24 protein-coding genes are annotated in these 21,657 nt (G+C 69.8%); 5 read left to right on the top strand and 19 right to left on the bottom strand.

The genetic code is table 11. The features are described 5' to 3' along the window. Positions 1-27: 27 nt before the first annotated feature. From ABD164_RS14270 to ABD164_RS14250, 5 genes are all read right to left on the bottom strand, one after another. On the bottom strand, positions 28-579 hold the full coding sequence (locus ABD164_RS14270) for a PH-like domain-containing protein (protein ID WP_344296957.1): 552 nt from the start codon (positions 577-579) through the stop codon (positions 28-30). Further along, positions 572-1,906: a dihydroorotase gene (locus ABD164_RS14265; RefSeq protein WP_344296956.1), complete on the bottom strand. Its 1,335-nt coding sequence runs from the start codon at positions 1,904-1,906 to the stop codon at positions 572-574. The genes ABD164_RS14270 and ABD164_RS14265 overlap by 8 nt, the downstream gene beginning before the upstream one ends. Continuing rightward, positions 1,906-2,856 (bottom strand): aspartate carbamoyltransferase catalytic subunit, encoded by a 951-nt coding sequence (locus ABD164_RS14260; protein WP_344296955.1) that lies wholly within the window; start codon positions 2,854-2,856, stop codon positions 1,906-1,908. The genes ABD164_RS14265 and ABD164_RS14260 overlap by 1 nt, the downstream gene beginning before the upstream one ends. Next, a complete protein-coding gene (gene pyrR / locus ABD164_RS14255; RefSeq protein WP_344296954.1) occupies positions 2,853-3,398 on the bottom strand; it encodes a bifunctional pyr operon transcriptional regulator/uracil phosphoribosyltransferase PyrR in 546 nt (181 codons plus the stop codon). The genes ABD164_RS14260 and pyrR overlap by 4 nt, the downstream gene beginning before the upstream one ends. A 93-nt stretch (positions 3,399-3,491) precedes the next feature. Continuing rightward, positions 3,492-3,686, bottom strand: a complete 195-nt coding sequence (locus tag ABD164_RS14250; protein WP_344296953.1) for a LuxR C-terminal-related transcriptional regulator — start codon at positions 3,684-3,686, stop codon at positions 3,492-3,494. Between the two features lie 21 nt (positions 3,687-3,707). On the opposite strand from ABD164_RS14250, the gene ABD164_RS14245 reads away from it, so the two are divergent. Next, positions 3,708-4,352 carry a hypothetical protein gene (locus ABD164_RS14245; protein ID WP_344296952.1) on the top strand — a complete coding sequence of 215 codons (645 nt, stop codon included), beginning with the start codon at positions 3,708-3,710 and terminating at the stop codon, positions 4,350-4,352. Between the two features lie 61 nt (positions 4,353-4,413). Here the strand turns inward: ABD164_RS14245 and ABD164_RS14240 are convergent, their stop codons facing one another. Next, a complete protein-coding gene (locus ABD164_RS14240; protein ID WP_344296951.1) occupies positions 4,414-4,929 on the bottom strand; it encodes a DoxX family protein in 516 nt (171 codons plus the stop codon). Positions 4,930-5,115: 186 nt separating this feature from the next. Between ABD164_RS14240 and ABD164_RS14235 the strand changes: the two genes are divergently transcribed. Further along, positions 5,116-6,429 carry a glycosyltransferase gene (locus ABD164_RS14235; RefSeq protein ID WP_344296950.1) on the top strand — a complete coding sequence of 438 codons (1,314 nt, stop codon included), beginning with the start codon at positions 5,116-5,118 and terminating at the stop codon, positions 6,427-6,429. Here the strand turns inward: ABD164_RS14235 and nusB are convergent. Together nusB and efp are read right to left on the bottom strand one after the other, a co-directional pair. Then, positions 6,426-6,839 carry a transcription antitermination factor NusB gene (gene nusB / locus ABD164_RS14230; protein ID WP_344296949.1) on the bottom strand — a complete coding sequence of 138 codons (414 nt, stop codon included), beginning with the start codon at positions 6,837-6,839 and terminating at the stop codon, positions 6,426-6,428. The genes ABD164_RS14235 and nusB overlap by 4 nt on opposite strands. Beyond that, positions 6,839-7,402: an elongation factor P gene (gene efp, locus ABD164_RS14225; protein WP_344296948.1), complete on the bottom strand. Its 564-nt coding sequence runs from the start codon at positions 7,400-7,402 to the stop codon at positions 6,839-6,841. The genes nusB and efp overlap by 1 nt, the downstream gene beginning before the upstream one ends. A gap of 149 nt (positions 7,403-7,551) precedes the next feature. Between efp and ABD164_RS14220 the strand changes: the two genes are divergently transcribed. Beyond that, the gene (locus tag ABD164_RS14220; RefSeq protein WP_344296947.1) at positions 7,552-8,007 is read left to right on the top strand and encodes a luciferase domain-containing protein; all 456 of its coding nucleotides are present in this window, start codon (positions 7,552-7,554) and stop codon (positions 8,005-8,007) included. Between the two features lie 24 nt (positions 8,008-8,031). On the opposite strand, the gene aroQ is transcribed toward ABD164_RS14220, so the two are convergent. The 11 genes from aroQ to ABD164_RS14165 all read right to left on the bottom strand — a co-directional run bounded on the left by aroQ (position 8,032) and on the right by ABD164_RS14165 (position 19,393). Continuing rightward, positions 8,032-8,487, bottom strand: coding sequence for a type II 3-dehydroquinate dehydratase (gene aroQ, locus ABD164_RS14215; RefSeq protein ID WP_344296946.1), 456 nt, complete (start codon positions 8,485-8,487; stop codon positions 8,032-8,034). After that, a complete protein-coding gene (aroB, locus tag ABD164_RS14210; protein ID WP_344297111.1) occupies positions 8,484-9,569 on the bottom strand; it encodes a 3-dehydroquinate synthase in 1,086 nt (361 codons plus the stop codon). The genes aroQ and aroB overlap by 4 nt, the downstream gene beginning before the upstream one ends. Beyond that, complete coding sequence (locus tag ABD164_RS14205; RefSeq protein WP_344296945.1) at positions 9,569-10,084, bottom strand: shikimate kinase; 516 nt, start codon at positions 10,082-10,084, stop codon at positions 9,569-9,571. The genes aroB and ABD164_RS14205 overlap by 1 nt, the downstream gene beginning before the upstream one ends. Further along, a complete protein-coding gene (aroC, locus tag ABD164_RS14200; protein ID WP_344296944.1) occupies positions 10,077-11,297 on the bottom strand; it encodes a chorismate synthase in 1,221 nt (406 codons plus the stop codon). The genes ABD164_RS14205 and aroC overlap by 8 nt, the downstream gene beginning before the upstream one ends. A 20-nt stretch (positions 11,298-11,317) precedes the next feature. Further along, a complete protein-coding gene (locus tag ABD164_RS14195; RefSeq protein ID WP_344296943.1) occupies positions 11,318-12,139 on the bottom strand; it encodes a shikimate dehydrogenase in 822 nt (273 codons plus the stop codon). 3 nt (positions 12,140-12,142) lie between these two features. Continuing rightward, on the bottom strand, positions 12,143-13,588 hold the full coding sequence (mltG, locus tag ABD164_RS14190; protein WP_344296942.1) for an endolytic transglycosylase MltG: 1,446 nt from the start codon (positions 13,586-13,588) through the stop codon (positions 12,143-12,145). Next, positions 13,585-14,061, bottom strand: a complete 477-nt coding sequence (gene ruvX, locus ABD164_RS14185; RefSeq protein ID WP_344296941.1) for a Holliday junction resolvase RuvX — start codon at positions 14,059-14,061, stop codon at positions 13,585-13,587. The genes mltG and ruvX overlap by 4 nt, the downstream gene beginning before the upstream one ends. Before the next feature lie 6 nt (positions 14,062-14,067). Next, complete coding sequence (gene alaS, locus ABD164_RS14180; protein ID WP_344296940.1) at positions 14,068-16,725, bottom strand: alanine--tRNA ligase; 2,658 nt, start codon at positions 16,723-16,725, stop codon at positions 14,068-14,070. Positions 16,726-16,780: 55 nt separating this feature from the next. Beyond that, positions 16,781-16,984: a hypothetical protein gene (locus tag ABD164_RS14175; RefSeq protein WP_344296939.1), complete on the bottom strand. Its 204-nt coding sequence runs from the start codon at positions 16,982-16,984 to the stop codon at positions 16,781-16,783. A gap of 140 nt (positions 16,985-17,124) precedes the next feature. Next, positions 17,125-17,748: a 30S ribosomal protein S4 gene (gene rpsD, locus ABD164_RS14170; protein WP_344296938.1), complete on the bottom strand. Its 624-nt coding sequence runs from the start codon at positions 17,746-17,748 to the stop codon at positions 17,125-17,127. Between the two features lie 229 nt (positions 17,749-17,977). Beyond that, positions 17,978-19,393 (bottom strand): replication-associated recombination protein A, encoded by a 1,416-nt coding sequence (locus tag ABD164_RS14165; protein WP_344296937.1) that lies wholly within the window; start codon positions 19,391-19,393, stop codon positions 17,978-17,980. A 124-nt stretch (positions 19,394-19,517) separates the two neighbouring features. Between ABD164_RS14165 and ABD164_RS14160 the strand changes: the two genes are divergently transcribed. Then, a complete protein-coding gene (locus ABD164_RS14160; protein ID WP_344296936.1) occupies positions 19,518-20,285 on the top strand; it encodes a peptidylprolyl isomerase in 768 nt (255 codons plus the stop codon). An 86-nt stretch (positions 20,286-20,371) separates the two neighbouring features. After that, positions 20,372-21,604 carry a DUF349 domain-containing protein gene (locus ABD164_RS14155; protein WP_344296935.1) on the top strand — a complete coding sequence of 411 codons (1,233 nt, stop codon included), beginning with the start codon at positions 20,372-20,374 and terminating at the stop codon, positions 21,602-21,604. The last annotated feature ends 53 nt before the right edge of the window (positions 21,605-21,657 follow it).

Raw genomic sequence — 21,657 nt, 5'->3', positions numbered from 1 at the left:
ATGGGGTCGGTCGGCTGCGTGGGGGTCTCAGTCATCCGAGGCCTCGCTCTCGTGTTCCGGCCGCGACACGGCGGGCGCCGCGGCGATGTCGTTGACGGCCGAGATGATCTTGGCCGCGTCGCCCGCGTAGCGGGCGCGAAGGTAGCTGTCGACGCGGGGAACCGCGTCAGGGTCATCCGCAGCGTTCGCGATCCACGTCAGCGCGACGAGGCCCTCGGGCTCGACACCGCGATCGATCGCGTAGCTCGCGGTCGACGCGCCGACGAGCCGTTCGGCAGGGATGAAGGTCGTGGGCTCGCCCGCGACGCGCAGGATCACTCCCGGGGCCACGACCTCGACGTGCGCGGCGCCGCGGAACGCGAGTCCCCGCACGGCAAGGCGTTCGAGCGGTTCGCCGACGGGCGTCGTGGCGACGTAGAGCGCCTCGGCCTCGAGCGCGGGAGCGCCGATCGCCTCGGGCAGCGGGTACGACGAGAGCGACGCGTCGCGCACCGTGCGGCGACGCCACGAACGGTACATGAGCCACGCGATGACAATGACGATGCCGACGGCGACGATCCCGCCGATCCACTTATCCATGCGTCGCCTCACGCGCGAGTGCTGCGACCTCGTCGGCCGCACGAACTGAACCGTTCGCGTACGTCGCATAGCCGGCATGGAAGGTCGCGACGACGCGTCCGGGCAGGGTGCGGCCCAGGTAGGGCGAATTGACGCTGCGACCCGCGAGCCGGTCGAGATCGAAGACGGATGCCAGTGCCGGGTCGTACAGCGTCAACTCGGGCGCCGCCCCCGCGGCGATCGACTCGCCGTGGCCCCGGAGTCGCCCGATGCGTGCCGGCGCGTGCGACATGACGCGCGCGACATCCGCCCAGCTCATGAGGCCGGTCTCGACGACCGCAGCATGCACGACCGACAGGGCCGATTCGAGGCCGACCATGCCGTTCGCCGCGGCGTCCCACTCACTCTGCTTCGCCTCGACGGGATGCGGCGCGTGATCGGTGGCGACGATGTCGATCGTGCCGTCGGCGAGCGCGGCGCGCAGCGCGAGGGCGTCTTCGGGTCGGCGCAGCGGCGGGTTGACCTTGAATCGCGGGTCGTAGTCCTTCACGAGGTCTTCGGTGAGCAGCAGGTGGTGCGGGGTGACCTCGGCCGTGACATCGATGCCGCGGCCCTTCGCCCAGCGGATGACCTCGACCGAGCCCGCCGTCGAGACGTGGCACACGTGCAGGCGGCTGCCGACGTGCTCGGCGAGCAGCACGTCGCGCGCGATGATCGACTCCTCGGCGACGGCCGGCCAGCCCGTGAGGCCGAGTTCGCCCGAGAGCGCACCCTCGTTCATCTGGGCGCCTTCGGTGAGCCGCGGCTCTTGGGCGTGCTGGGCGATGACGCCGTCGAACGCCTTGACGTACTCGAGTGCACGGCGCATGAGGAGCGGGTCGGCGACGCAGAATCCGTCGTCGCTGAACACCCGCACGTTCGCTCGCGAGCGTGCCATCGCCCCGAGTTCGGCGAGCTCGGCGCCCTTCAGGCCCACCGTGACCGCACCGATCGGCTGCACCGTGGCGTAGCCCGCCGCCCGGCCGAGGCTGGCCTCCTGCTCGACCACGCCCGCCGTGTCGGCGACCGGGAAGGTGTTGGCCATCGCGAAGACCGCGGTGAACCCGCCGGCCGCAGCTGCCTGCGTGCCGGTGAGCACGGTCTCGCTCTGCTCGTAGCCCGGCTCGCGCAGGTGCGTGTGCAGGTCGACGAGACCGGGGAGCGCGATGAGCCCGTCGGCGTCGAACACCGTTGCGCCGGCTGCATCGGTGATGATGCCGACCTCGGCGATCATGTCGCCGTCGAGCAGGATGTCGGCGCGCTCGCCTGTCGGCAGCGTCGCACCCGTGATGAGGTGGCGTTCGCGCATCAGGCTTCACCCCGTTCGCTCGACAACAGCAGATAGAGGGCGGCCATTCTCACTGATACTCCGTTCGCGACCTGCTCACGCACCGTCGATCGCGGCGAATCGGCCGCTCGTGCTGAGATTTCGAGCCCGCGGTTCATCGGACCTGGGTGCATGACCATCGTAGTGCCGGGCAGTCGGTCGAACCGGGCGTCGTCGAGGCCCCACGTGCGGGCGTACTCGCGGCTGTTGGGGAAGAACGCGGCGTGCATGCGTTCGGCCTGGATGCGGAGCATCATCACGACGTCGGGCGCCGATGCGAGCGCGGCGTCGAGGTCGTAACCGATCGTCGCCGGCCACGCGGCGGTGTCGACGGGCACGAGCGTCGGCGGGGCGACGAGTTCGACCTCGGCCCCGAGCGTCGCGAGCAGCCACACGTTCGATCGGGCCACACGGGAGTGCAGGATGTCGCCGACGATCACCACGCGAGCGCCGTCGAGTCCGCGACCGCGCGACGCCGCACCGTGCAGCCTGCGACGCATCGTGAAGGCGTCGAGCAGCGCCTGCGTCGGGTGCTCGTGCGTGCCGTCGCCCGCGTTGATGACACCGGCGTCGATCCAGCCGCTCGTGGCGAGCGTGTGCGGGGCGCCCGAAGCGTGGTGGCGGATCACGACACCGTCGGCACCCATCGCCTGCAGGGTCTGCGCCGTGTCTTTCAGGCTCTCGCCCTTCGACACGCTCGAGCCCTTGGCGCTGAAGTTGATGACATCGGCCGAGAGTCGTTTCGCCGCCGCCTCGAACGAGATGCGGGTGCGCGTGGAGTCCTCGAAGAACAGGTTCACCACTGTCTTGCCGCGCAGCGTCGGCAGCTTCTTCACCTCGCGCTCCTGCACGGCGGCCATGTCTTCAGCGATGTCGAGCAGGTTGATCGCCTCGTCGCGTGAGAGGTCGCGCGTGCCGAGCAGGTGCATCACTCGTCGTCCCCGTCGATCGTGACGGCGTCGTCGCCGTCGATCTCGACGAGCCGCACGTTGATGCGCTCGCGCGTCGAGCTCGGCAGGTTCTTGCCGACGAAGTCAGCGCGGATGGGGAACTCGCGGTGTCCGCGATCGACGAGCACCGCGAGGCGCACCGCCCGCGCGCGGCCGAGGTCGGCGAGCGCATCGAACGCTGCACGGATGGTGCGGCCCGAGTAGAGCACGTCGTCGACGAGTACGACGGTCTTGCCGTCGATGCCACCGGGCGGCACCTCGGTGGGCGCCGGGGTACGGGTGCGCGTGCGCCCGAGGTCGTCGCGGTACATGGTGACGTCGAGGGCACCGGCGAGCGCGGCCGGCGCATCGGGTTCGATGCGGGAGATGATCTCGGCGATGCGACGTGCGAGGGCGACCCCGCGTGTCGGGATGCCGAGGAGGATGAGATCGGAGCTTCCGCGATTGGACTCGAGGATCTCGTGCGAGATGCGGGTGAGCGCCCGCTGGATGTCAGCCTGACTGAGCACGGCACGTGCCATCAACCGACTCCCTTCTCCGCCTCACGGGACGGCCTTAAAGGTTGTCAACTCGCACGAGTCTACCGTGTCCCGCGACCGAGCGCTGTCACGTGACGCTCAGTCCTGGGCCGCGCGCGCCACCCGCGCGGCCTCCGCACGATCAGGTACCCCGAGCCTCTGGAGAATCACCGAGACGAGGTTCGAGACGGTCTTGCCCGAGATCCCGAGGCGGTCGGCGATCGGCCCGACAGCGGCACCGGTTCTCGCGTGCCGTTCGAACCCGGCCCAGATCGAGGGGTGACGCGAGGGCATGTCCCCGGATACGGTTCGAGCATGCAGCGACACCCCTCTCGGCCGTGGGCCATTGCCGCGGCACTCGTCGCGGCGGGGTGGGCGTTCTTCCTGCTACCGCCGCAACAGGCGGTCTGGTCGGGCGCCGACAGCCCGCCATGGCTCGCCGCGCTCGACTCGCAACCGGTGTACGACGGCATCCGCCTCTGGCTCGCGTCGATGGGACTGCACGACTACTACCTCGTGTTCGGCGCCGCGGCATCCGTTTCGTTTCTGCTCCTCTGGTTCGCCACCGGGCCCACGTTCATCGCGCTCGGCTGGAGCGGCCGCGTGCTGAGCCTGCTGCTGCTCGCGGCCGCACCGCTCACGCTGCTGTCGTACCTGAACTACCCGACGGATGCCCCGTTGCACGGGTTGTGGGGCGCCGAAGGCGTCGCCCTGCTCGCGATCTGCCTGTGGGCGATGATCGTCGCGCTCGTCGCGCCACGCGGTGTCGCGCCCGTCTGGGAGCGTCTCGTGCTCGCGGCGACGCTGCCCATCGTGGTGGGCGCGACGATCCTGTTCACGTACTGGCCCCACGGCAGCCTCATCGGGCTCGGCATCGAGACCGCTGTGCTCGCTGCGTGGGCACCCCGTGCCGACGTGGAGGCTCCGACGATGACGACGACCGGCGCTTCGACGAGCTGACACGGGCCGCGGGCGGCCCCTGATCGATCAGGGGCCGCCCGGGGCTGAGGTCGCGAGCACTTCAGCGGCGGCCGATGGGGCGCTTCAGCGCCACGGCGCCGACGACCATCGCCGCGGCGACGAGCACGACGTCCTTGAGGATGTACTGCGCCGTGAGCGTCGGGCCCGCGGTGGCGAACATCTCGCCGGTGAAGAACACGAGCGGCGAGAAGATGCCGACGAAGGTCGCAGCGAGTGCGAGCAGGCCGATACGCAGGAAGATGCCGGTCACGAAGGTCAGACCGACGAAGACCTCGAGGGCGCCGGTGATCGCGAGGGCTGCGAAGCCGTCGATCATTCCGAACGACAACACGCTCCAGGTGCGGCCGACCAGGTCTTCGACCGGGCTCGCGCCGGGAAGGAACTTGAGTGCGCCGAAGACGACGAAGACGAGTCCGAGCGAGATGCGCAGGGCCGGCTGCCCGGCGCGAGCGAGGAAACGCTGCACGACTGCCTGTGCGGAGTTCGCGCGGTCGAGCACAGCGTCGAGACCCGAGGTGGTCGAGGCGCGGCCGCTGCCGATGGTGGTGGAGGACATGATGGTTCCCTTCGAGGACGATGTGTGAGGAAAGTGGCCGGAAGCGGCGACATGACCATCACACCGAAGGGGCGATGTACGGTCACCCGGAGGCCCACTGAACGTGCGCCCGGGTGAACACCGAGTGCGTTTCAGTGCACGCGCGCACGCTTCCCCCGTACGAGGGGTACGCGCGAAGAGCTGCTCATGGTGGGATGGACCATGGTCGAGGTGATGATCGCCGTGATGCCGTTCCACGGCCATGTCGCACCGCTCGCGGCCGTCGCCGAGGCGTTCCTCACAGCCGGTCACGGCGTTCGCGTCTACACGGGCGCAGCTCACGCCGACCGGTTCGCCACCCTCGGCGCCCGCGTCGTGACGTGGGAGTCGGCACCCGACTTCGACGAGCACAACGTGCCGGCGACCTTTCCCGAGCTGCGCGGCAAGAAGGGTCCACGGCAGATGCTCACGAACGTCGAGCAGCTGTTCGTGCGGACCGGCGCTGACCAGGCCGCCGATCTGACACGCGCATATGCCGAGCAAGCGTGGGACGTCATCGTCGCCGACGGCTTGAGCATGGGCGCGCGGTTCGCGTCAGAGCTGACCGACACGCCTTGGGTCACCGTCAGCATCGTGCCGCTCGCGATCCCGAGTCGCGACCTGCCCCCGCCGATCCTCGGGCTCTCACCGGCCAGGGGGCTCGCCGGACGCCTGCGTGACAGCGTGCTGCGGGCGGTCACCCGCGCGGCAACCCGGGGAATCCAGCGTGCCTATTCCGAAGAACGTGAACGTGCCGGTCTGCCGCTGCGCGGCTTTCCGCTCGATCAGGCCTTCATCTCACCCGAACTCGTGTGCGCCTCGGGCGTCGCCGAACTCGAGTACCCGCGTTCCGACCTCGCGACGCAGGTCGTGTTCGTCGGCGAACTCACTCGCCCACGCGCGAGCGACGCCGCCCTGCCGTCGTGGTGGCCCGACGCCGAGTCATCCGAGTCGCCGATCGTGCACGTCACGCAGGGCACGCTGAACGTCGACCCGCACGACCTCATCGAGCCCGCTTTCGCCGCGCTGGGCAGACAGCGGGTGCTGCTGGTCGCGGCCACCGGCCGCGCCGATGATGCCGGGTTGCCGTTCCCCGCACCTCCGAACGCCCGGGTCGCGGGGTTCATCCCCTACGACGCCCTCCTGCCGCGCCTCGACGTCATGATCACGAACGGCGGTTGGGGCGGCGTGCTCGCCGCCCTGGCACGGGGCATCCCGCTCATCGTCGCCGGAGGCGACCTCGACAAGCCCGAGATCGCCGCCCGAGTCGCGTGGGCGGGCGCCGGGGTGAACCTGCGCACCGGGCGCCCGCGCCCGCGTGCGATCCTTGCCGCCTGGCGGCGCGTCACGGCCGACGACTCGTACCGCGCGAATGCGAAGCGGCTGGCCGAGTCGCTCGGCGGTCACGACGGCCCGCGCGAGGTCGTCGAGCACACCATGGCGTTGCTCGCCCGCAGGCGAGCGCCGGAACCGGGAGGCTAGGACTTGGCGTGCGAGACGGCCGCGAGCAGCCCGTTCACGAACCCGGCCGAGTCGTCGGTCGAAAGCACGGTGGCCGCTTCGACGGCCTCGGCGATGGCCACCGGGTCGGGCACTTGGTCGTTGTAGACGATCTCCCACACGCCGATGCGCAGCAGCGCCCTGTCGACGGCCGGCATGCGCTCGATCGTCCACCCGCGCGAGTGCGTCTCGATGAGTTCGTCGATCTCGTCGCGGTGATCGACGATGCCGTCCACGATCTCGCGCGCGTACAGCCACGACGCGGCCCGCTCGGGCTCGTTCGCGGCCTTCTCGGCCTCGACGACGAGCATCTGCTCGACCGGCACCTGGCGCATGTCGGCCGAGTACAGCATGTCGAGCGCGCGCTTGCGCGCCTTCGTGCGTGCGCTCACTAGTCGTTCACGCGGCCGAGGTAGTCGCCCGTGCGGGTGTCGACCTTGACCTTGGTGCCCGTCTCGAGGAACAGCGGCACCTGGATCTCGTAGCCGGTCTCGACCGTGGCGGGCTTGGTGCCGCCCGTCGAGCGGTCGCCCTGCAGGCCCGGCTCGGTGTAGGTGATCTCGAGCACGACCGAGGCGGGCAGGTCGATGTAGAGCGGGTTGCCGTTGTTGAGGGCGATCGTGACGGCCTGGTTCTCGAGCATGAAGTTCGCGGCATCGCCCACGACCGTGCTCGACACGGTGAGCTGGTCGTAGTCGGTCGCGTCCATGAACACGAAGCCGTCGCCGTCGTTGTAGAGGTAGGTGAAGTCACGGCGGTCGACGTTCTCGATCTCGATCTTCGCGCCGGCGTTGTAGGTGCGGTCGACGGTCTTGCCGGTGACGACGTTCTTCAGCTTGGTGCGCACGAACGCACCGCCCTTGCCCGGCTTGACGTGCTGGAACTCGATGACGCTCCAAAGCTGTCCGTCGATCGACAGGACGACGCCGTTCTTGATGTCCGCGGTGCTTGCCATGCGAAGAGAATCCGTTTCAGTTGCGAAGAGGCTCGGCCACGTGTGGGCCGCAGAAGTTCAGTCGGTCGAGTTTAGTCGCTGCGCTGCGGCGGCGCCAATGCGGGCGGACGTCCCATGCCGGCGCATCGCGCGACACATACGATGACGAGGTGATCAGTGAACCCCGCCCGGGCGAACGCCCGACCGTATCGACCGAGGGGCCGCAGCGCCAACTCACCCAACGCGCGACGCCCGAGCTGTGGGGTCGACTCGTCGCAAGCGTCTTCGCCCTCGACGGCGTCGTCGAAGGGCACAGCGAGGTCTCGCCGAAGTCATCGCGCGCGGTGTTCCTCACCGACCTCGAGGTCGCCCGCTCCCCCGAGACCTCACTCTTCCCCGACGGCCGCCTCGAGCCGGTGCACTTGCACGGTGTCGACGACACGAGCGTGCATCTCGTGCTGTCCCGCGAGCGCGGCGCCGAGCTCACCGATCTCGGTTGGGCCGAGCCGCACCAATACGAGGACTTCGGTACGGAATTCATGGTTTACGGGCCACGCGACGCCGCGGAACTCGAGGTCGTCCTCGCAATCGTCGAAGAGAGTCTCGCGTTCGCGCGCGGCGCGTGAGTCACCGCTATGGCCGGCGGCTACTCAGCCCTCGGCCTGACCGGTGATCACCTCGATGAGTCGCCGCACCGCCGTGCCGTAGCCCGCGACACCCTCGCCGACGACGTGCACCACCGCAACATCGGCGACGTACGAGTGGTGGCGGAACGACTCGCGCTTCGCGACATCCGAGATGTGCACCTCGGCGACGGGCAGCCCGACGCCCGCGAGCGCATCGCGCAGCACGACCGAGGTGTGCGTCAGCCCCGCGGGGTTGATGACGATGCCCGCGCAGTCGAGACGTGCAGCGTGGATCGCGTCGAGGAGGACTCCCTCGTGGTTCGACTGCACGGCGCGCACCTCGAAGCCGAGTTCGAACGCGACCTCGGTCGTGAGCCGCTCGACGTCGTCGAGCGTGTGCGACCCGTAGATCTCGGGCTCGCGCGTGCCGAGCAGGTTGAGGTTCGGCCCGTTGACGAGCAGCAGGCGACGTTCGCTCACGAGCCGATCTCCTGGTACGCCGCGAACAGCAGCGACTGGTCGGGCGCCAGCATCACCGTGGGCTTGGCGAGGTCGTCGAGCACGATGAACCGCAGCTGACCGGCGCGGGCCTTCTTGTCGCGCTGCATCGTCGCGAGCAGCGTGTTCCAGCGGCCGGCGGGGTAGCTCGTGGGCAGGCTGAGCAGGTCGAGCACTCGCTTGTGCCGGTCGGCGACCTCGTCGCTCAGCCGCCCGGAGAGCCGCCCGAGCTCGGCCGCGAACATCATGCCGACGGCGACGGCCGCGCCGTGCCGCCACTGGTAGCGCTCGGCGTGCTCGACCGCGTGGCCGAGCGTATGGCCGTAGTTCAGGATCTCGCGAAGGCCCTGCTCGGTGAAGTCTTCTGAGACGACGTCGGCCTTCATCTGGATCGCCAGCTCGACCACGCGCCGGAACTCGGGGGTCGACGGGTCGGTCGCACGTTCGGGATCGGTCTCGATGACGTCGAGGATCTCGGGGTAGCGGATGAATCCGGCCTTCACGATCTCGGCGAATCCGGCGAGGATCTCGTTCCTCGGCAGGGTGTCGAGCAGCTCGACGTCGCAGAGCACCGCGGCGGGAGCGTGGAAGACGCCGACGAGGTTCTTGCCCTCGTTGGTGTTGATGCCGGTCTTTCCGCCGACGGCTGCGTCGACCATGCCGAGCACGGTCGTCGGAACCTGCACCACGCGCACGCCGCGCAACCAGGTGGCCGCCACGAAACCGGCGAGGTCGGTGATCGCTCCCCCACCGAACCCGACGATGGCATCGCTGCGCGTGAAGTCCGCCTGGCCGAGCACCTGCCAGCAGAAGGCCGCCACTTCGACGCGCTTTCCGGCTTCGGCGTCGGGCACCTCGGCGAGTAGCACCTCGAAGCGGTCGCTGAGCGACTCGCGCAGCGCGGCGGCCTTCGCACCGAGTGTGGCCGGGTGCACGATGAGCACCTTCGTGGGTGCATTGCCGAGCGCGTCGGCGAGCTCGCCGACGACCCCCGCGCCGATGACGACGTCGTAGCCGGTCTCGCCGCCCACCCGAATGCTAGTGCGCGTCTGGCCTGCCGTCATCATGTTCCTCCGAATCGCTCGGTGATGGCCTCGACGATGCGGGCGACCGAGCGACGCGACGTATCGATGGAGAGACCGGCGACGGCCTCGTAGAGCGGCCGGCGCTGCGCGGCGATGGCACTCCATCGGTCGAGCCCGCCGTCGGCGATCAGCGGCCGGTTGCCGCCCTGGAGTCTCGGCCGCACCGCGTCGCGCGAGACCTGCAGCCACACGACGGCGAGGCCGGCGAGGTCGTCGCGAGTGTCGGGGTGCAGCACGGCGCCCCCGCCGAGCGAGATCACGGCCTCTTCGCGAAGTGCCTCGGCGACGACCTCGCGCTCGATGATGCGGAAGTACTCCTCACCCTCGCGGTCGAAGATCTCGTCGATCGGCCCGTAGCGTTCGACGATACGCAGGTCGGTGTCGATGAACGGCGCGTCGACGGTTGTCGCGAGCCGATGCCCGACGCGTGACTTGCCCGCGCCCATCGGGCCGACCAGCACGATCGGCAGCGCGAGCCGTGCGCTGTCAGGCACGGTCGCCGGCGACCGGTGCTGACGCGACGGCCGTGCGCAGTGAGTCGGGGATCGCGGCGAGGTACGACGTGAGGTTGCGACGGGTCTCGTCGACTGAGTCGCCGCCGAACTTCTCGAGCACCGCGTTCGCAAGGGTGAGCGCCACCATCGCCTCGGCGACGACGCCTGCCGCGGGCACTGCGCAGACATCGGATCGCTGGTGGTGCGCGGCGGCGGTCTCACCGGTGGCGACGTCGACCGTCGGCAGGGCGTGCGGCACGGTCGCGATGGGCTTCATTCCGGCGCGCACGCGCAGCACGGTGCCGGTCGACATGCCGCCCTCGGTGCCGCCTGCGCGGTCGCTCGACCGTGCGATGCGGCCGTCGACCTGGTGCAGTTCGTCGTGCGCCTCGGAGCCGCGACGCGTGGTCGTCAGGAACCCGTCGCCGACCTCGACGCCCTTGATGGCCTGAATGCCCATGAGCGCGGCGGCGAGCTGCGAATCGAGGCGGCGGTCCCAGTGCACGTACGACCCGAGCCCGGGCGGCACACCGTAGGCGAGCACCTCGACGACACCGCCGAGCGTGTCGCCGTCTTTGTGGGCGAGGTCGACCTCGGCGACCATGGCGACGGATGTCTCGGGGTCGAAGCAGCGCAGCGGGTCGGCGTCGAGCCGGTCGACGTCGTCGGGCGTCGGCAGCGGCCTGCCCTCGGGCACGCGCACCGGTCCGATCGAGAGGGTGTGCGCGACCAGGCGGATGCCGAGCTCGGCGAGGAACGACCTGGTGACCGCGCCGAGGGCGACGCGCGCAGCCGTCTCGCGGGCGCTCGCCCGTTCGAGCACCGGGCGCGCCTCATCGAAGTCGTACTTCTGCATGCCGACGAGGTCGGCGTGCCCTGGACGGGGCCGCGTCAACGGGGCGCCGCGACCGCGGCCGAGCGTGGCCGGGTCGACGGGCTCGGGGTTCATGACCTCCTGCCACTTGGGCCACTCGGTGTTGCCTATGCGCAGCGCGATCGGGCTGCCGAGGCTGACGCCGTGGCGCACACCACCCGAGATCGACAGTTCGTCTTGCTCGAACTTCATTCGGGCGCCCCGGCCGTAGCCGAGTTTGCGGCGCGCGAGGTCGGCACGGATCGAGTCGAGCGAAACGGGGATACCGGCGGGAAGACCCTCGAGGATCGCGACGAGCTCAGGCCCGTGCGACTCTCCGGCGGTGAGCCAACGGAGCATGACTCCATCCTTCCACAGGGTCAACGCAGGGCATCGCGCATGACGGCGAGCACGCCGGCCTCGTCGGCGAGCCGGGTGCGCGGGTCACCGTTCACGAAGATGCGCACCTGCAGCAGAGCTTGATGCAGCAGCATGCCGAGGCCATGCACCACCCGTCCGCCGCCCTCGAGCCACGAGGCGCCGATCGCGGTCGGCCACGGATCGTATGCGACGTCGAGCAGCGGTGCCGTCGACACCAGCGTCGGTTCGGGCACCACCTCGAGGCCGGCCGAACCGGGCAGGGTGCTGATTACGAGATCGACATCGTCGACCCCGGACAGCGCCGTGATCGGCGCTTCTTCGACTCGGACCCCGAGCCGCCGGCCGAGTTCGGCGACCGGCTGCGCCGCGCCCGGTCGGCGCACGAGCACACGCACGTCGCTCGCGCCGAGCTCGGCCATCGCGACGAGCGCGGAAAGAGCTGTGGCCCCGGCACCCACGATCACTCCCCGCGTCACACGGTGCACATCTGCATCGGCGAGCGCGCCGACGATGCCGCCGATGTCGGTGTTGAAGCCACGCCGCGATGTTCCCTCGAAGACCACGGTGTTCGCCGCACCTGTGAACCGGGCGACCTCATCGATGCCGTCGAGCATCGGCAGCACCTGCTGCTTCAGCGGCATCGTCAGCGAGAGACCCCGCCAGGAGGCATCCAGCCCGTCGATGAAGCCGGCCAGCCGTCCGCCGTCGATCTCGATCGCCGTGTACTCCCAGTCGAGGCCGAGTCGCGCGTACGCGGCGCGGTGCAGCGCCGGGCTCTGCGAATGGCCGATCGGCGACCCGAGCACCGCGAGTCGTCGCATGCCTCAGCCTCCGTATTCGGGGTGATCGGCGAGCCAGGCGAGGAACTGCTCGACCGCGGCGTCGTGCTCCTCGATCGTCGATGAGAAGACCGTGGTTCCTTCGTCGAGGTTCACCGTGACGAAGTACAACCAGGATCCCTCGGCCGGATGCAGTGCCGCATCGATCGCGAGATCGCCCGGGTTGCCGATCGGGCCCGGTGGGAGGCCTGGATGCACGTAGGTGTTGTACGCGTTCGCCGGGTCGGCCCGCTCGGCATCGGTCGTCGTGACGACCGAGTCGTCGCCGAGGCCGTAGTGCACGGTCGAGTCGAACTGCAGCAGGCCGCTGTCGAACAGCTCGGGGTTCAGGCGGTTCTCGATGACTCGCGAGACCTTGTAGTAGTCGTCGCGCAGGCCGGCCTCGCGTTCGATGAGCGAGGCTTTGACCACGGTTCGCCAGCGGTCTTCGGGCGCGACGCCGGCCGCATCGAGCGCTTCGAATGAGCGATCGACGAGCATCTTCACGAGCGCGGGAGCGGTGATGTTCGGGTCGACCGTGTAGGTGGCGGGGAACAGGAACCCCTCGATGCTCGTCGCCTCGGGGGGAAGTCCGAGCGCGGTCGTGTCGGCTGCGGCTGCCTGAAGCTCTTCGATCGGGATCCCGGTGACCGCGGCGGCCTCGGCGAGGGCGTTCTTCGCCCACATGCCCTCTTGGATCACGAAGGTGTTCTCGAGCTTGTTCGCCGGGTCGAGCAGCGCGTCGAGCGCCGACTGCGCGCTCATCTGCTCGGCCATCAGGTAGGCGCCCGGGTAGAAGATCGGGGTCGGGTCGGCGTCGGCCAGCACCTCGGAGAACGCCTCGGTGCTCGCGACGATGTCTTCGGCCACGAGGTTCTCGGCGATCGACTCGCCGGTGTCGCCCTCGTGGATCATGAACACGACCTCACCGGTGCCCGTGCCCTCGAAATCCTCGGCGGGCTGGAAACGGTCGACCAGCGCGGCGATCGGGCCCTGCAGGAAGAAGAAGGCACCGAAGCCGAGTGCGACCACCACGACGAGCCCGATCAGGCAGCCCCACGCCCCCCGACGCCGGTGCGGCTGCTCGGGTTCGAGCGGATCCGGTGTCACGGCACGTCGATCGCTGCGCGACGGCGACGCGAACGGGTCGACCTCGCCGGTCTGCGACGGTACCGCCGCGAGCGCCGCCGTGGCGGCATGCGCCGCTGCGGTCGCCGCCGCATGCCGCTGCTCGGCCTCGATCGCTGCCGCACGTCGCTGCTCGGCTTCGCGAGCCTCGCGACGCGTCATCGGCTGGCCGGAGTCGAGACCGTGGGCGGCGGGGGCGACCGGCGTCGTCTGCGCTGGAATCGCCGCAGGTTCGCCGCCGCGGGGCGCCTCGCCGGCGAGCATCGCATGCCAATCGGATGTCGCCGAGTCGGTGTTGTTGCGCTCTGGGGGGAGCTGGGTCACAGGGGGTGTTGCCCTTCATCGGTATCGACGGAGCGCCCGGGCGGGTTCCCCGAGGCGCGCTCTGCGTCGATGGCGTGTTGCAGAATGATAACGGCTGCGACTTGGTCGACGATGGGACGCTGCTTGCGGCTCGACTTTCCGGTCGCCCGAAGTGCCTGCTGGGCGCTCACCGTCGAGAGTCGTTCATCGACCAGCCGCACCGCGGCACCGGCCGCCGCCAGCCGTTCGGCGAACGCGATGGCGTCGTCGGTCGACGGCGTCGCGGCCCCCGAGAGCGACAGCGGATTGCCCACGACGAGCTCGATCGCCTCGAACTCGGCGGCGAGCTCGAGGATGCGCCGCACGTCGTCGTCGCCATCGGCAGCACGCGCAACGGTCTCGACAGGGACCGCGAGCAGGCCGCCCGCGTCGCAACGCGACACCCCGATGCGGGCGCGGCCCACGTCGATGCCGAGCCTCGCTCCTGACCGCATGGTCGGCTATCCGGCGAGGTCGGCGCGTACCGCCGCGAGCGCAGCGGGGATGGCGGACACATCGCTGCCACCGCCCTGGGCGAGGTCGGGCTTGCCGCCGCCACCGCCGCCCAGCACGCGTGCCGCGGTCTTCGCGAGCGCGCCTGCGTTCGCGCCGGTGTCGCGAGCCGCGGGTGAGGTGGCCACGATGGCGAGCGGCTTGCCGCCCGCCTCACCCGCGAGCGCGACGACGGATGCCGCGTCGCCGAGCTTCGCCCGCACCGAGAGCGCCAGCGAGCGCAGTTCATCGCCCGACCCGATCGACCCCATCGATTCGGCGACGAGCAGCACGTCGCCGACACGGGTGGCGTTCGCCGCGAGGTCGGGCACGCGATCGTTCAGCGCCTTGGCCTCGAACGCCTGGATGCGCTTCTCGGCGGCCTTCAGGTTGGTGACGAGCTCGCCGACGCGGTCGACGAGCTGGTCGGGGCGGGTCTTCAGCGTCGAGGTGAGCTCCGACACGAGCGCACGCTCGGCCGCGAAGCGCTGGAACGCCTCGAGGCCGACGAGCGACTCGACGCGGCGGTTGGAGGCGCCGACCGACGATTCGCCGACGATGTTGATCATGCCGATCTCGGCGCTCGTCGCCACGTGGGTGCCCGCGCAGAGCTCACGCGACCACGGCCCGCCGATGTCGACGACACGAACGACGTCACCGTACTTCTCGCCGAAGAGCGCCATCGCGCCGAGAGACTTCGCCTCGTCGAGCGGCATCTCGCGGGTGACGACCTGCAGGTTGTCGCGGACGGCAGCGTTCGAGATCTCCTCGATCTCGCTGCGGGTCGCGGTCGACAATGCCGAGTTCCACCCGTAGTCGAGGCGCAGGTAGCCGGCCTTGTTGTATGAACCCGACTGATGGGCATTCGGGCCGAGCACCTGGCGCAGCGCGGCGTGCACGATGTGAGTTCCCGAGTGCGCCTGGGTGGCGCCACGACGGTAGCCCTCGTCGACGAGGCTCGTGGCGTGCGCGCCCACGCCGACCTCGCCCGACGACACCTTGACGGTGTGGCTGATGAGGCCCTTCACGGGCTTCTGCACGTCGAGTACCTCGAGCTCGAACCCGTCACCGACGATGCGGCCCTGGTCGGGCGCCTGGCCGCCCGATTCCGCGTAGAGCGAGGTCTCGGCGAGGATGACCTCGGCGGTCTGCCCGGCGACCGCACGGTTCGCCGGTGCACCGTCGACGAGGATGCCGAGCACGGTCGACTCGGTCGCGAGGTCGGTGTAGCCCGTGAAGATCGTCTCGCCCTTGGCGCGGAAGTCGGCGTACACCGAGAGGTCGGCCAGGACCTTCTTCTTGGACTTCGCGTCGGCCTTCGCCCTGCTGCGCTGCTCGGTCATCAGCGTGTCGAACGCAGCACGGTCGACCGAGAGGCCCGCCTCGTCGGCCATCTCGAGGGTGATCTCGATCGGGAACCCGTAGGTGTCGTGCAGCAGGAACGCGGTGTCTCCGGCGAGTTGTTCGCGGCCCGACTGCTTGGTCTCGGCGACCGCGACATCGAGGATCGACGTACCCGCGGCCAGTGTGCGCAGGAACGTCTCCTCTTCACCGAGGGCGAGTTGCTCGATGTGGGCGTAATCGCTTGCGACCTCGGGGTACGCCGCCTTCATCGCGTCACGGGACGCTGCGAACAGTTCGCGGAAGGTCGGCCCCTCGACGCCGAGCAGTCGCATCGCACGGATGCTGCGACGCAGCAGTCGGCGCAGGATGTAGCCGCGCCCCTCGTTCGACGGGCTGACGCCGTCGCTCATGAGCATGAGCGCCGAGCGGATGTGGTCGGCGATGACGCGCATGCGCACGTCGTCGTCGTGGTTCGCGCCGTAGGCGCGGCCCGAGAGCTCGGCAGCACGGTCGAGCACCGGGCGCACCTGGTCGATCTCGTACATGTTGTCGACGCCCTGCTTGATGAAGGCGACGCGCTCGAGCCCCATGCCGGTGTCGATGTTCTTCTTCGGCAGGTCCTTGACGATGCGGAAGTCGGTCTTCGACTTCACATCGTCGATGAGGTACTGCATGAACACGAGGTTCCAGATCTCGACGTAGCGGTCGTCGTCGGTCGCCGGGCCGCCGTCGACGCCGTACTCGGGGCCGCGGTCGAAGAAGATCTCGGAGCAGGGGCCCGCCGGGCCGGGCTGTCCGGTGTGCCAGTAGTTCGTGTCTTTGCCGAGTCGCTGGATGCGCTCTTCGGGCAACCCGGCGATGCGCTTCCAGAGGCCGATGGCCTCATCGTCGTCTTCGTAGACGGTGACCCAGAGGTCGCTCGGCGCGAACCCGTAGCCGCCGTCGGCCTCGGGCGTGGTGAGCAGTTGCCACGCCATCGAGATGGCGCCCTCTTTGAAGTAGTCGCCGAACGAGAAGTTTCCGCTCATCTGGAAGAAGGTGCCGTGCCGGGGGGTCTTGCCGACCTCTTCGATGTCGTTGGTGCGGATGCACTTCTGCACGCTCGTCGCCCGGGGGTACGGCGCGGGAACGAGACCCGTGAGGTACGGCACGAAGGGCACCATGCCGGCGACCGTGAACAGCAGGGTCGGGTCGTCGGAGACAAGCGAGGCCGAGGGGACGACGGTGTGCCCGCGCTCGGCGAAGAAGTCCAGCCAACGCTGGCGGATGTCGGCAGTCTGCATGGTTCCGTTCTGGGTCCCGCCCGGGACATCCGGGCATTTCGAAATCGGTCGAGTGTCAGTTGGCGGGCGCCGCGTCGCCGGCCTCGCGGCGCAGTTCGGCGTCGCGCTCGTGGTAGCCCTCGGCGATGGCGTTGCCGAACGCGCGCGCCTTCGCATCGACCGACGAGAAGAAGTCGCGGCCCTGCTTGGTCTGGTTGACCTGGTGCGCGACGACGAATCCGGCGGCGACGCCGACGGTGAACCACAGAATGCTCTTCACGAGGTGCTCCCTGCTCGATCTCTCGCCGATGCGATGCGCTCGGCACGCTCGCAACAGTCTAGTGGCGCGCGCCGGGCGCCCGCCGAAGACGGAACAGGGGCCGCGGGAACCCCGCGACCCCTGTTCGAACGCCTGATGCGTCAGCGTGCGGCGTAGTACTCGACGACGAGCTGCACGTCACAGGTCACGGGGACCTCGGCGCGCTTCGGGCGACGGACGAGCCGCGCCTGGAGCTTGTCGAGCTCGACCTCGAGGTAACCCGGAACCTTGGGGAGCACGTCGACGTGGCCACCGGCGGCGGCGACCTGGAACGGCTCGGTGCCCTCGCTGCGCGCCTTGACGTGCACGAGCTGGCCCGGCTTCACGCGGAACGACGGGCGGTCGACGAGCTGGCCGTCGACGAGGATGTGGCGGTGCACGACGAACTGGCGGGCCTGCGTGATGGTGCGGGCGAAGCCGGCCCGCAGCACGAGGGCGTCGAGACGCATCTCGAGCAGTTCGACGAGGTTCTCACCGGTCTGGCCGGCGGTGCGCTTGGCCTCGACGTAGGCGATCTTCAGCTGCTTCTCGCGGATGCCGTACTGGGCGCGGAGGCGCTGCTTCTCGCGCAGACGCACGGCGTAGTCGCTGTCTTGCTTGCGCTTGGTGCGCCCGTGCTCACCGGGAGCGTAGGGGCGCTTCTCCATGTAGCGGGCGGCCTTCGGGGTGAGGGCGACGCCGAGCGCACGGGAGAGGCGGGTCTTGCTGCGTGACTGGTTCGACACGAATGTCCTTTCGGAAGAATCTCAAATGTACCCACGGCGCGGTCGCGCACCGGAAGTCTGTGTCAGAGGGATTCGCCAAGGGCGGATCGGCTACAGATCGCACCCATTCGCCGGTGACTCTCTCGCAGCCGCGCTCGAGAATCAGGCTTCAGGCCAACGGACATACTATCACGCACGCGCCGGACTGGAGTGCCGGGTCAGTGCTGGGCCGTGACGGGCGCGACGGCGCTCAGCTGCCGCCGCGCACGATGCGCCGCAGCTTCGCAAGACGCGCCGACACCTCGCGCTCGTTGCCGTGCTCACTCGGCTCGTAGTAGACCGCGCCGCGCAGGGACTCGGGCAGGTATTGCTGGGTGACGACGCCGATCGCATCGTCGTGCGGGTAGCGATAGCCCTTGCCATGCCCGAGGCGCTTGGCACCCGGGTAGTGCGCGTCACGCAGGTGCTTCGGCACGCGCCCCGCCTTGCCCTCGCGCACATCGGCGATCGCGCGATCGATGCCCACGTAGGCGGCGTTCGACTTCGGGGCCGTGGCGAGGTGCACGACCGCCTGCGCGAGCGGGATTCGCCCCTCGGGCATGCCGATGTACTGCACGGCGTCGGCGGCGGCGACCGCGACGCCGAGGGCGGTAGGGTCGGCGAGCCCGATGTCTTCGGACGCCAGCACGATGATGCGCCGAGCAATGAATCGCGGGTCTTCGCCGGCCTCGATCATGCGCGCGAGGTAGTGCAGGGCGGCGTCGACGTCGCTGCCGCGCACCGACTTGATGAAGGCGCTGATGACGTCGTAGTGCTCGTCGCCGTTGCGGTCGTAGCGCAGCAGGGCGCGGTCGACGGCGCGGGCCACGATGTCGGCGGTGATGACCGGCTTCGCCGCGGCCGTCGAGTCGTCTGCGTCGGCCTGTGCGTCGACGTCGGCGTTCGCCTCTGCATCGGGCTCGGCATCGCCGGTGGCGGCGGGCGCCGATTGCGCAGCGGCGACGGATGCCGCTTCGAGGGCTGTGAGCGCGCGCCGGGCGTCGCCCGAGGCCAGACGGATGATCGCCGCCCGGGCGTCGGGCTCGAGCTCGACTTTGCCGCCCAGACCCCGGGTGTCGGCGACGGCGCGGTCGACGAGAACTGCGAGATCGTCGTCGGTGAGGAGTTCGAGGGTCAACAGCAGTGAACGGGACAGGAGGGGCGAGATGACCGAGAACGAGGGGTTCTCGGTCGTCGCCGCGACGAGGATGACCCAGCCGTTCTCGACCCCGGGAAGCAACGCGTCTTGCTGGGCCTTCGTGAACCGGTGGATCTCATCGAGGAACAGCACCGTGGAGACACCGTAGAGGTCGCGGCTGGCGCGCGCCTCCTCCATGACCTGCCGCACGTCGCGCACCCCGGCGGTGACGGCCGAGAGCTCGACGAACTTGCGACCCGACGACCGGGCGATCGCCTGAGCGAGCGTGGTCTTGCCCGTTCCGGGCGGGCCCCAGAGGATGACCGAAACCGACCCCGACTCGCCCGTGCGATCGCCGGCGAGGGCCACGAGGGGCGACCCCGGCGTGAGCAGATGCCGTTGCCCGGCCACCTCGTCGAGACTCGTCGGACGCATGCGCACCGCGAGCGGAGTCGCGCCCGAGCGCAGCCCCTGACTCGTTTCCACCATGCGCCAAGCGTAGCTGCGGCATCCGACACCACCCGCCGCCCTCGATGCCGCACGGTGCGGCGATTGGTGTACACCCCGCGCGCATGCGTAGAGTCGGCAGGCAGGATTCCCGAGAAGGAGCAGCGTGGCAACGAACGACCGACAGGCACGCGAGGAACGAGCGCGCCTGCGCACCTATCAGGCCCGCCAGCAGGTGCACGCCGGCAAGAAGCGCCGCCGCACCCTCGACAACATCATCGCAAGCATCGCGCTCGTGATCGTGCTCGCACTCGCGGTCGGCGCGCAGCTGTTCTTCTTCAACGGCGGCCCGGGCACCCCCGATCCCGTCCCCTCCGCGACCCCGACCCCCACGCCCGAAGCGGCCGAGGTGCCCTCAGCCGACCTCGCCGAGGGCCGCACGTGGACCGGTTCGCTCGTCGTCAACGACATTCCGCTCGCTGTCGAGCTCGACGGCGCCGCCGCCCCGCAGGCCGTGTCGAGCACGATCAGCCTGGTGCAGGACGGGTTCTACGACGGGCTCAGCTGCCACCGCCTCACGAAGGACAGCATCTGGGTGCTGCAGTGCGGCGACCCCAACGGCGACGGCACCGGCGGACCCGGGTACAGCTACGGGCCGGTCGAGAACGCCCCCGCCGACGGCGTCTACCCCGCCGGCACGATCGCCATGGCGCGCCAGCCGCAGAACGCCGACAGCCACGGCAGCCAGTTCTTCATCGTCTACGAAGACACGACACTGCCCGCCGACGAAGCCGGCGGTTACACCGTCATCGGGCACGTCACGAGCGGGCTCGACGAGCTTCGCGCCGGGGTGACCGACGCGGGGCCGGCCGACGGCGCATCCGACGGGGCGCCGTCGGTTCCGGTGACCATCGCGTCGTTCACCCTCGAGTAGACGCCCGCGCCGCTCTTCGACGGTGCAATAGGCTTGATGCCACACTGCCGCCTCGCGCGGCATCCGACCTACGACAAGGTGAGGCCGTGACCGAATCAGATCAGCAACCGTGGGGCCGTGTCGACGAGACGGGCACCGTCTTCGTGCGTACGAGCGACGGCGAGCGGGAGGTCGGTCAGTACCCCGACGCGACGGCCGAAGAGGCCCTCGCGTACTTCGAGCGCAAATACGCCGATCTCGCCGGCCAGGTCACACTGCTCGAGCAGCGCGTGAAGCGCGGGGCTCCGGCCACGGACATCGCCAAGGCGGTCACGTCGCTGCGCGAGTCGGTGGCGAACGCGCATGCCGTGGGCGACCTCGAGTCACTCGCGCGTCGCCTCGAGGCGTTGTCGGGCACCACGAAAGAGCTCACCGAGCAGCAGCAGGCCGAGGCAAAGGCCGCGGTCGCCGACGCGCTCGCCGAGCGTACTCGCATCGTCGAGCAGGCCGAGGCACTCGCCGCGCAAGACCCGGCGAAGACGCAGTGGAAGCAGGCCACTGCCGAGCTCGACGCGCTGTTCGCCAGCTGGCAGCGCCATCAGCAAGACGGCCCGCGCCTGCCCAAGAACGAGGCCAACGAACTCTGGAAGCGGTTCCGCGCTGCCCGCTCCACGATCGAGACGCACCGCAAGGCGTTCTTCGCCGAGCTCGACGCGTCGCACCGCGACGTGCGCACGCGCAAGCAGGCGCTCATCGAACGTGCCGAAGCGCTCGCGCCGCGTGGCGCCGACGCCGTGGGCGACTACCGCAGCCTCCTCGACGAGTGGAAGTCGGCCGGGCGAGCGGGCAAGAAGCTCGACGACCAGCTCTGGGCACGGTTCAAGGCCGCCGGCGACGTGCTCTTCAACGCCAAGGCAGAGATCGACGCGCAAGAAGACGAGGCCTACCGGGCGAACCTCGACGAGAAGCTGGCGCTGCTCACCGAGGCAGAGCCGTTGCTCAGCGAGACCGACCCCAAGCAGGCGCGCGCCGGGCTCAACCGCGTCCAGCGCAAGTGGGACGAGATCGGCAAGGTCCCCCGTGACCAGATCAGGGTGGTCGAAGACCGGCTCCGCAAGATCGAGAACCACGTTCGCTCACTCGAAGACGAGCACTGGCAGCGCGAAGATCCTGAGAAGAAGGCACGCTCCGAGGGCATGCTCGGGCAGCTGCACGAGGCCATCGAGAAGCTCGAGGCCGAACTCGCGGCGGCCGAGGCCTCCGGCGACGAGCGAGCCGCGGCATCCGCTCGCGAGGCGCTCGACGCTCGCCGTGCCTGGCTCAAGGCCGTCGGCGGCTGAGTCGGCGGCGGCACTCCCGCGCCGCGAACGCTCTCGGAGCGGGTTGTCCACAG

This window comes from Agromyces neolithicus (assembly GCF_039529735.1).
Taxonomy (GTDB): domain Bacteria; phylum Actinomycetota; class Actinomycetes; order Actinomycetales; family Microbacteriaceae; genus Agromyces; species Agromyces neolithicus.
The sequence above is the reverse complement of the archived record's forward strand: the minus strand, read 5'-3'. Positions and strand labels throughout refer to the sequence as shown.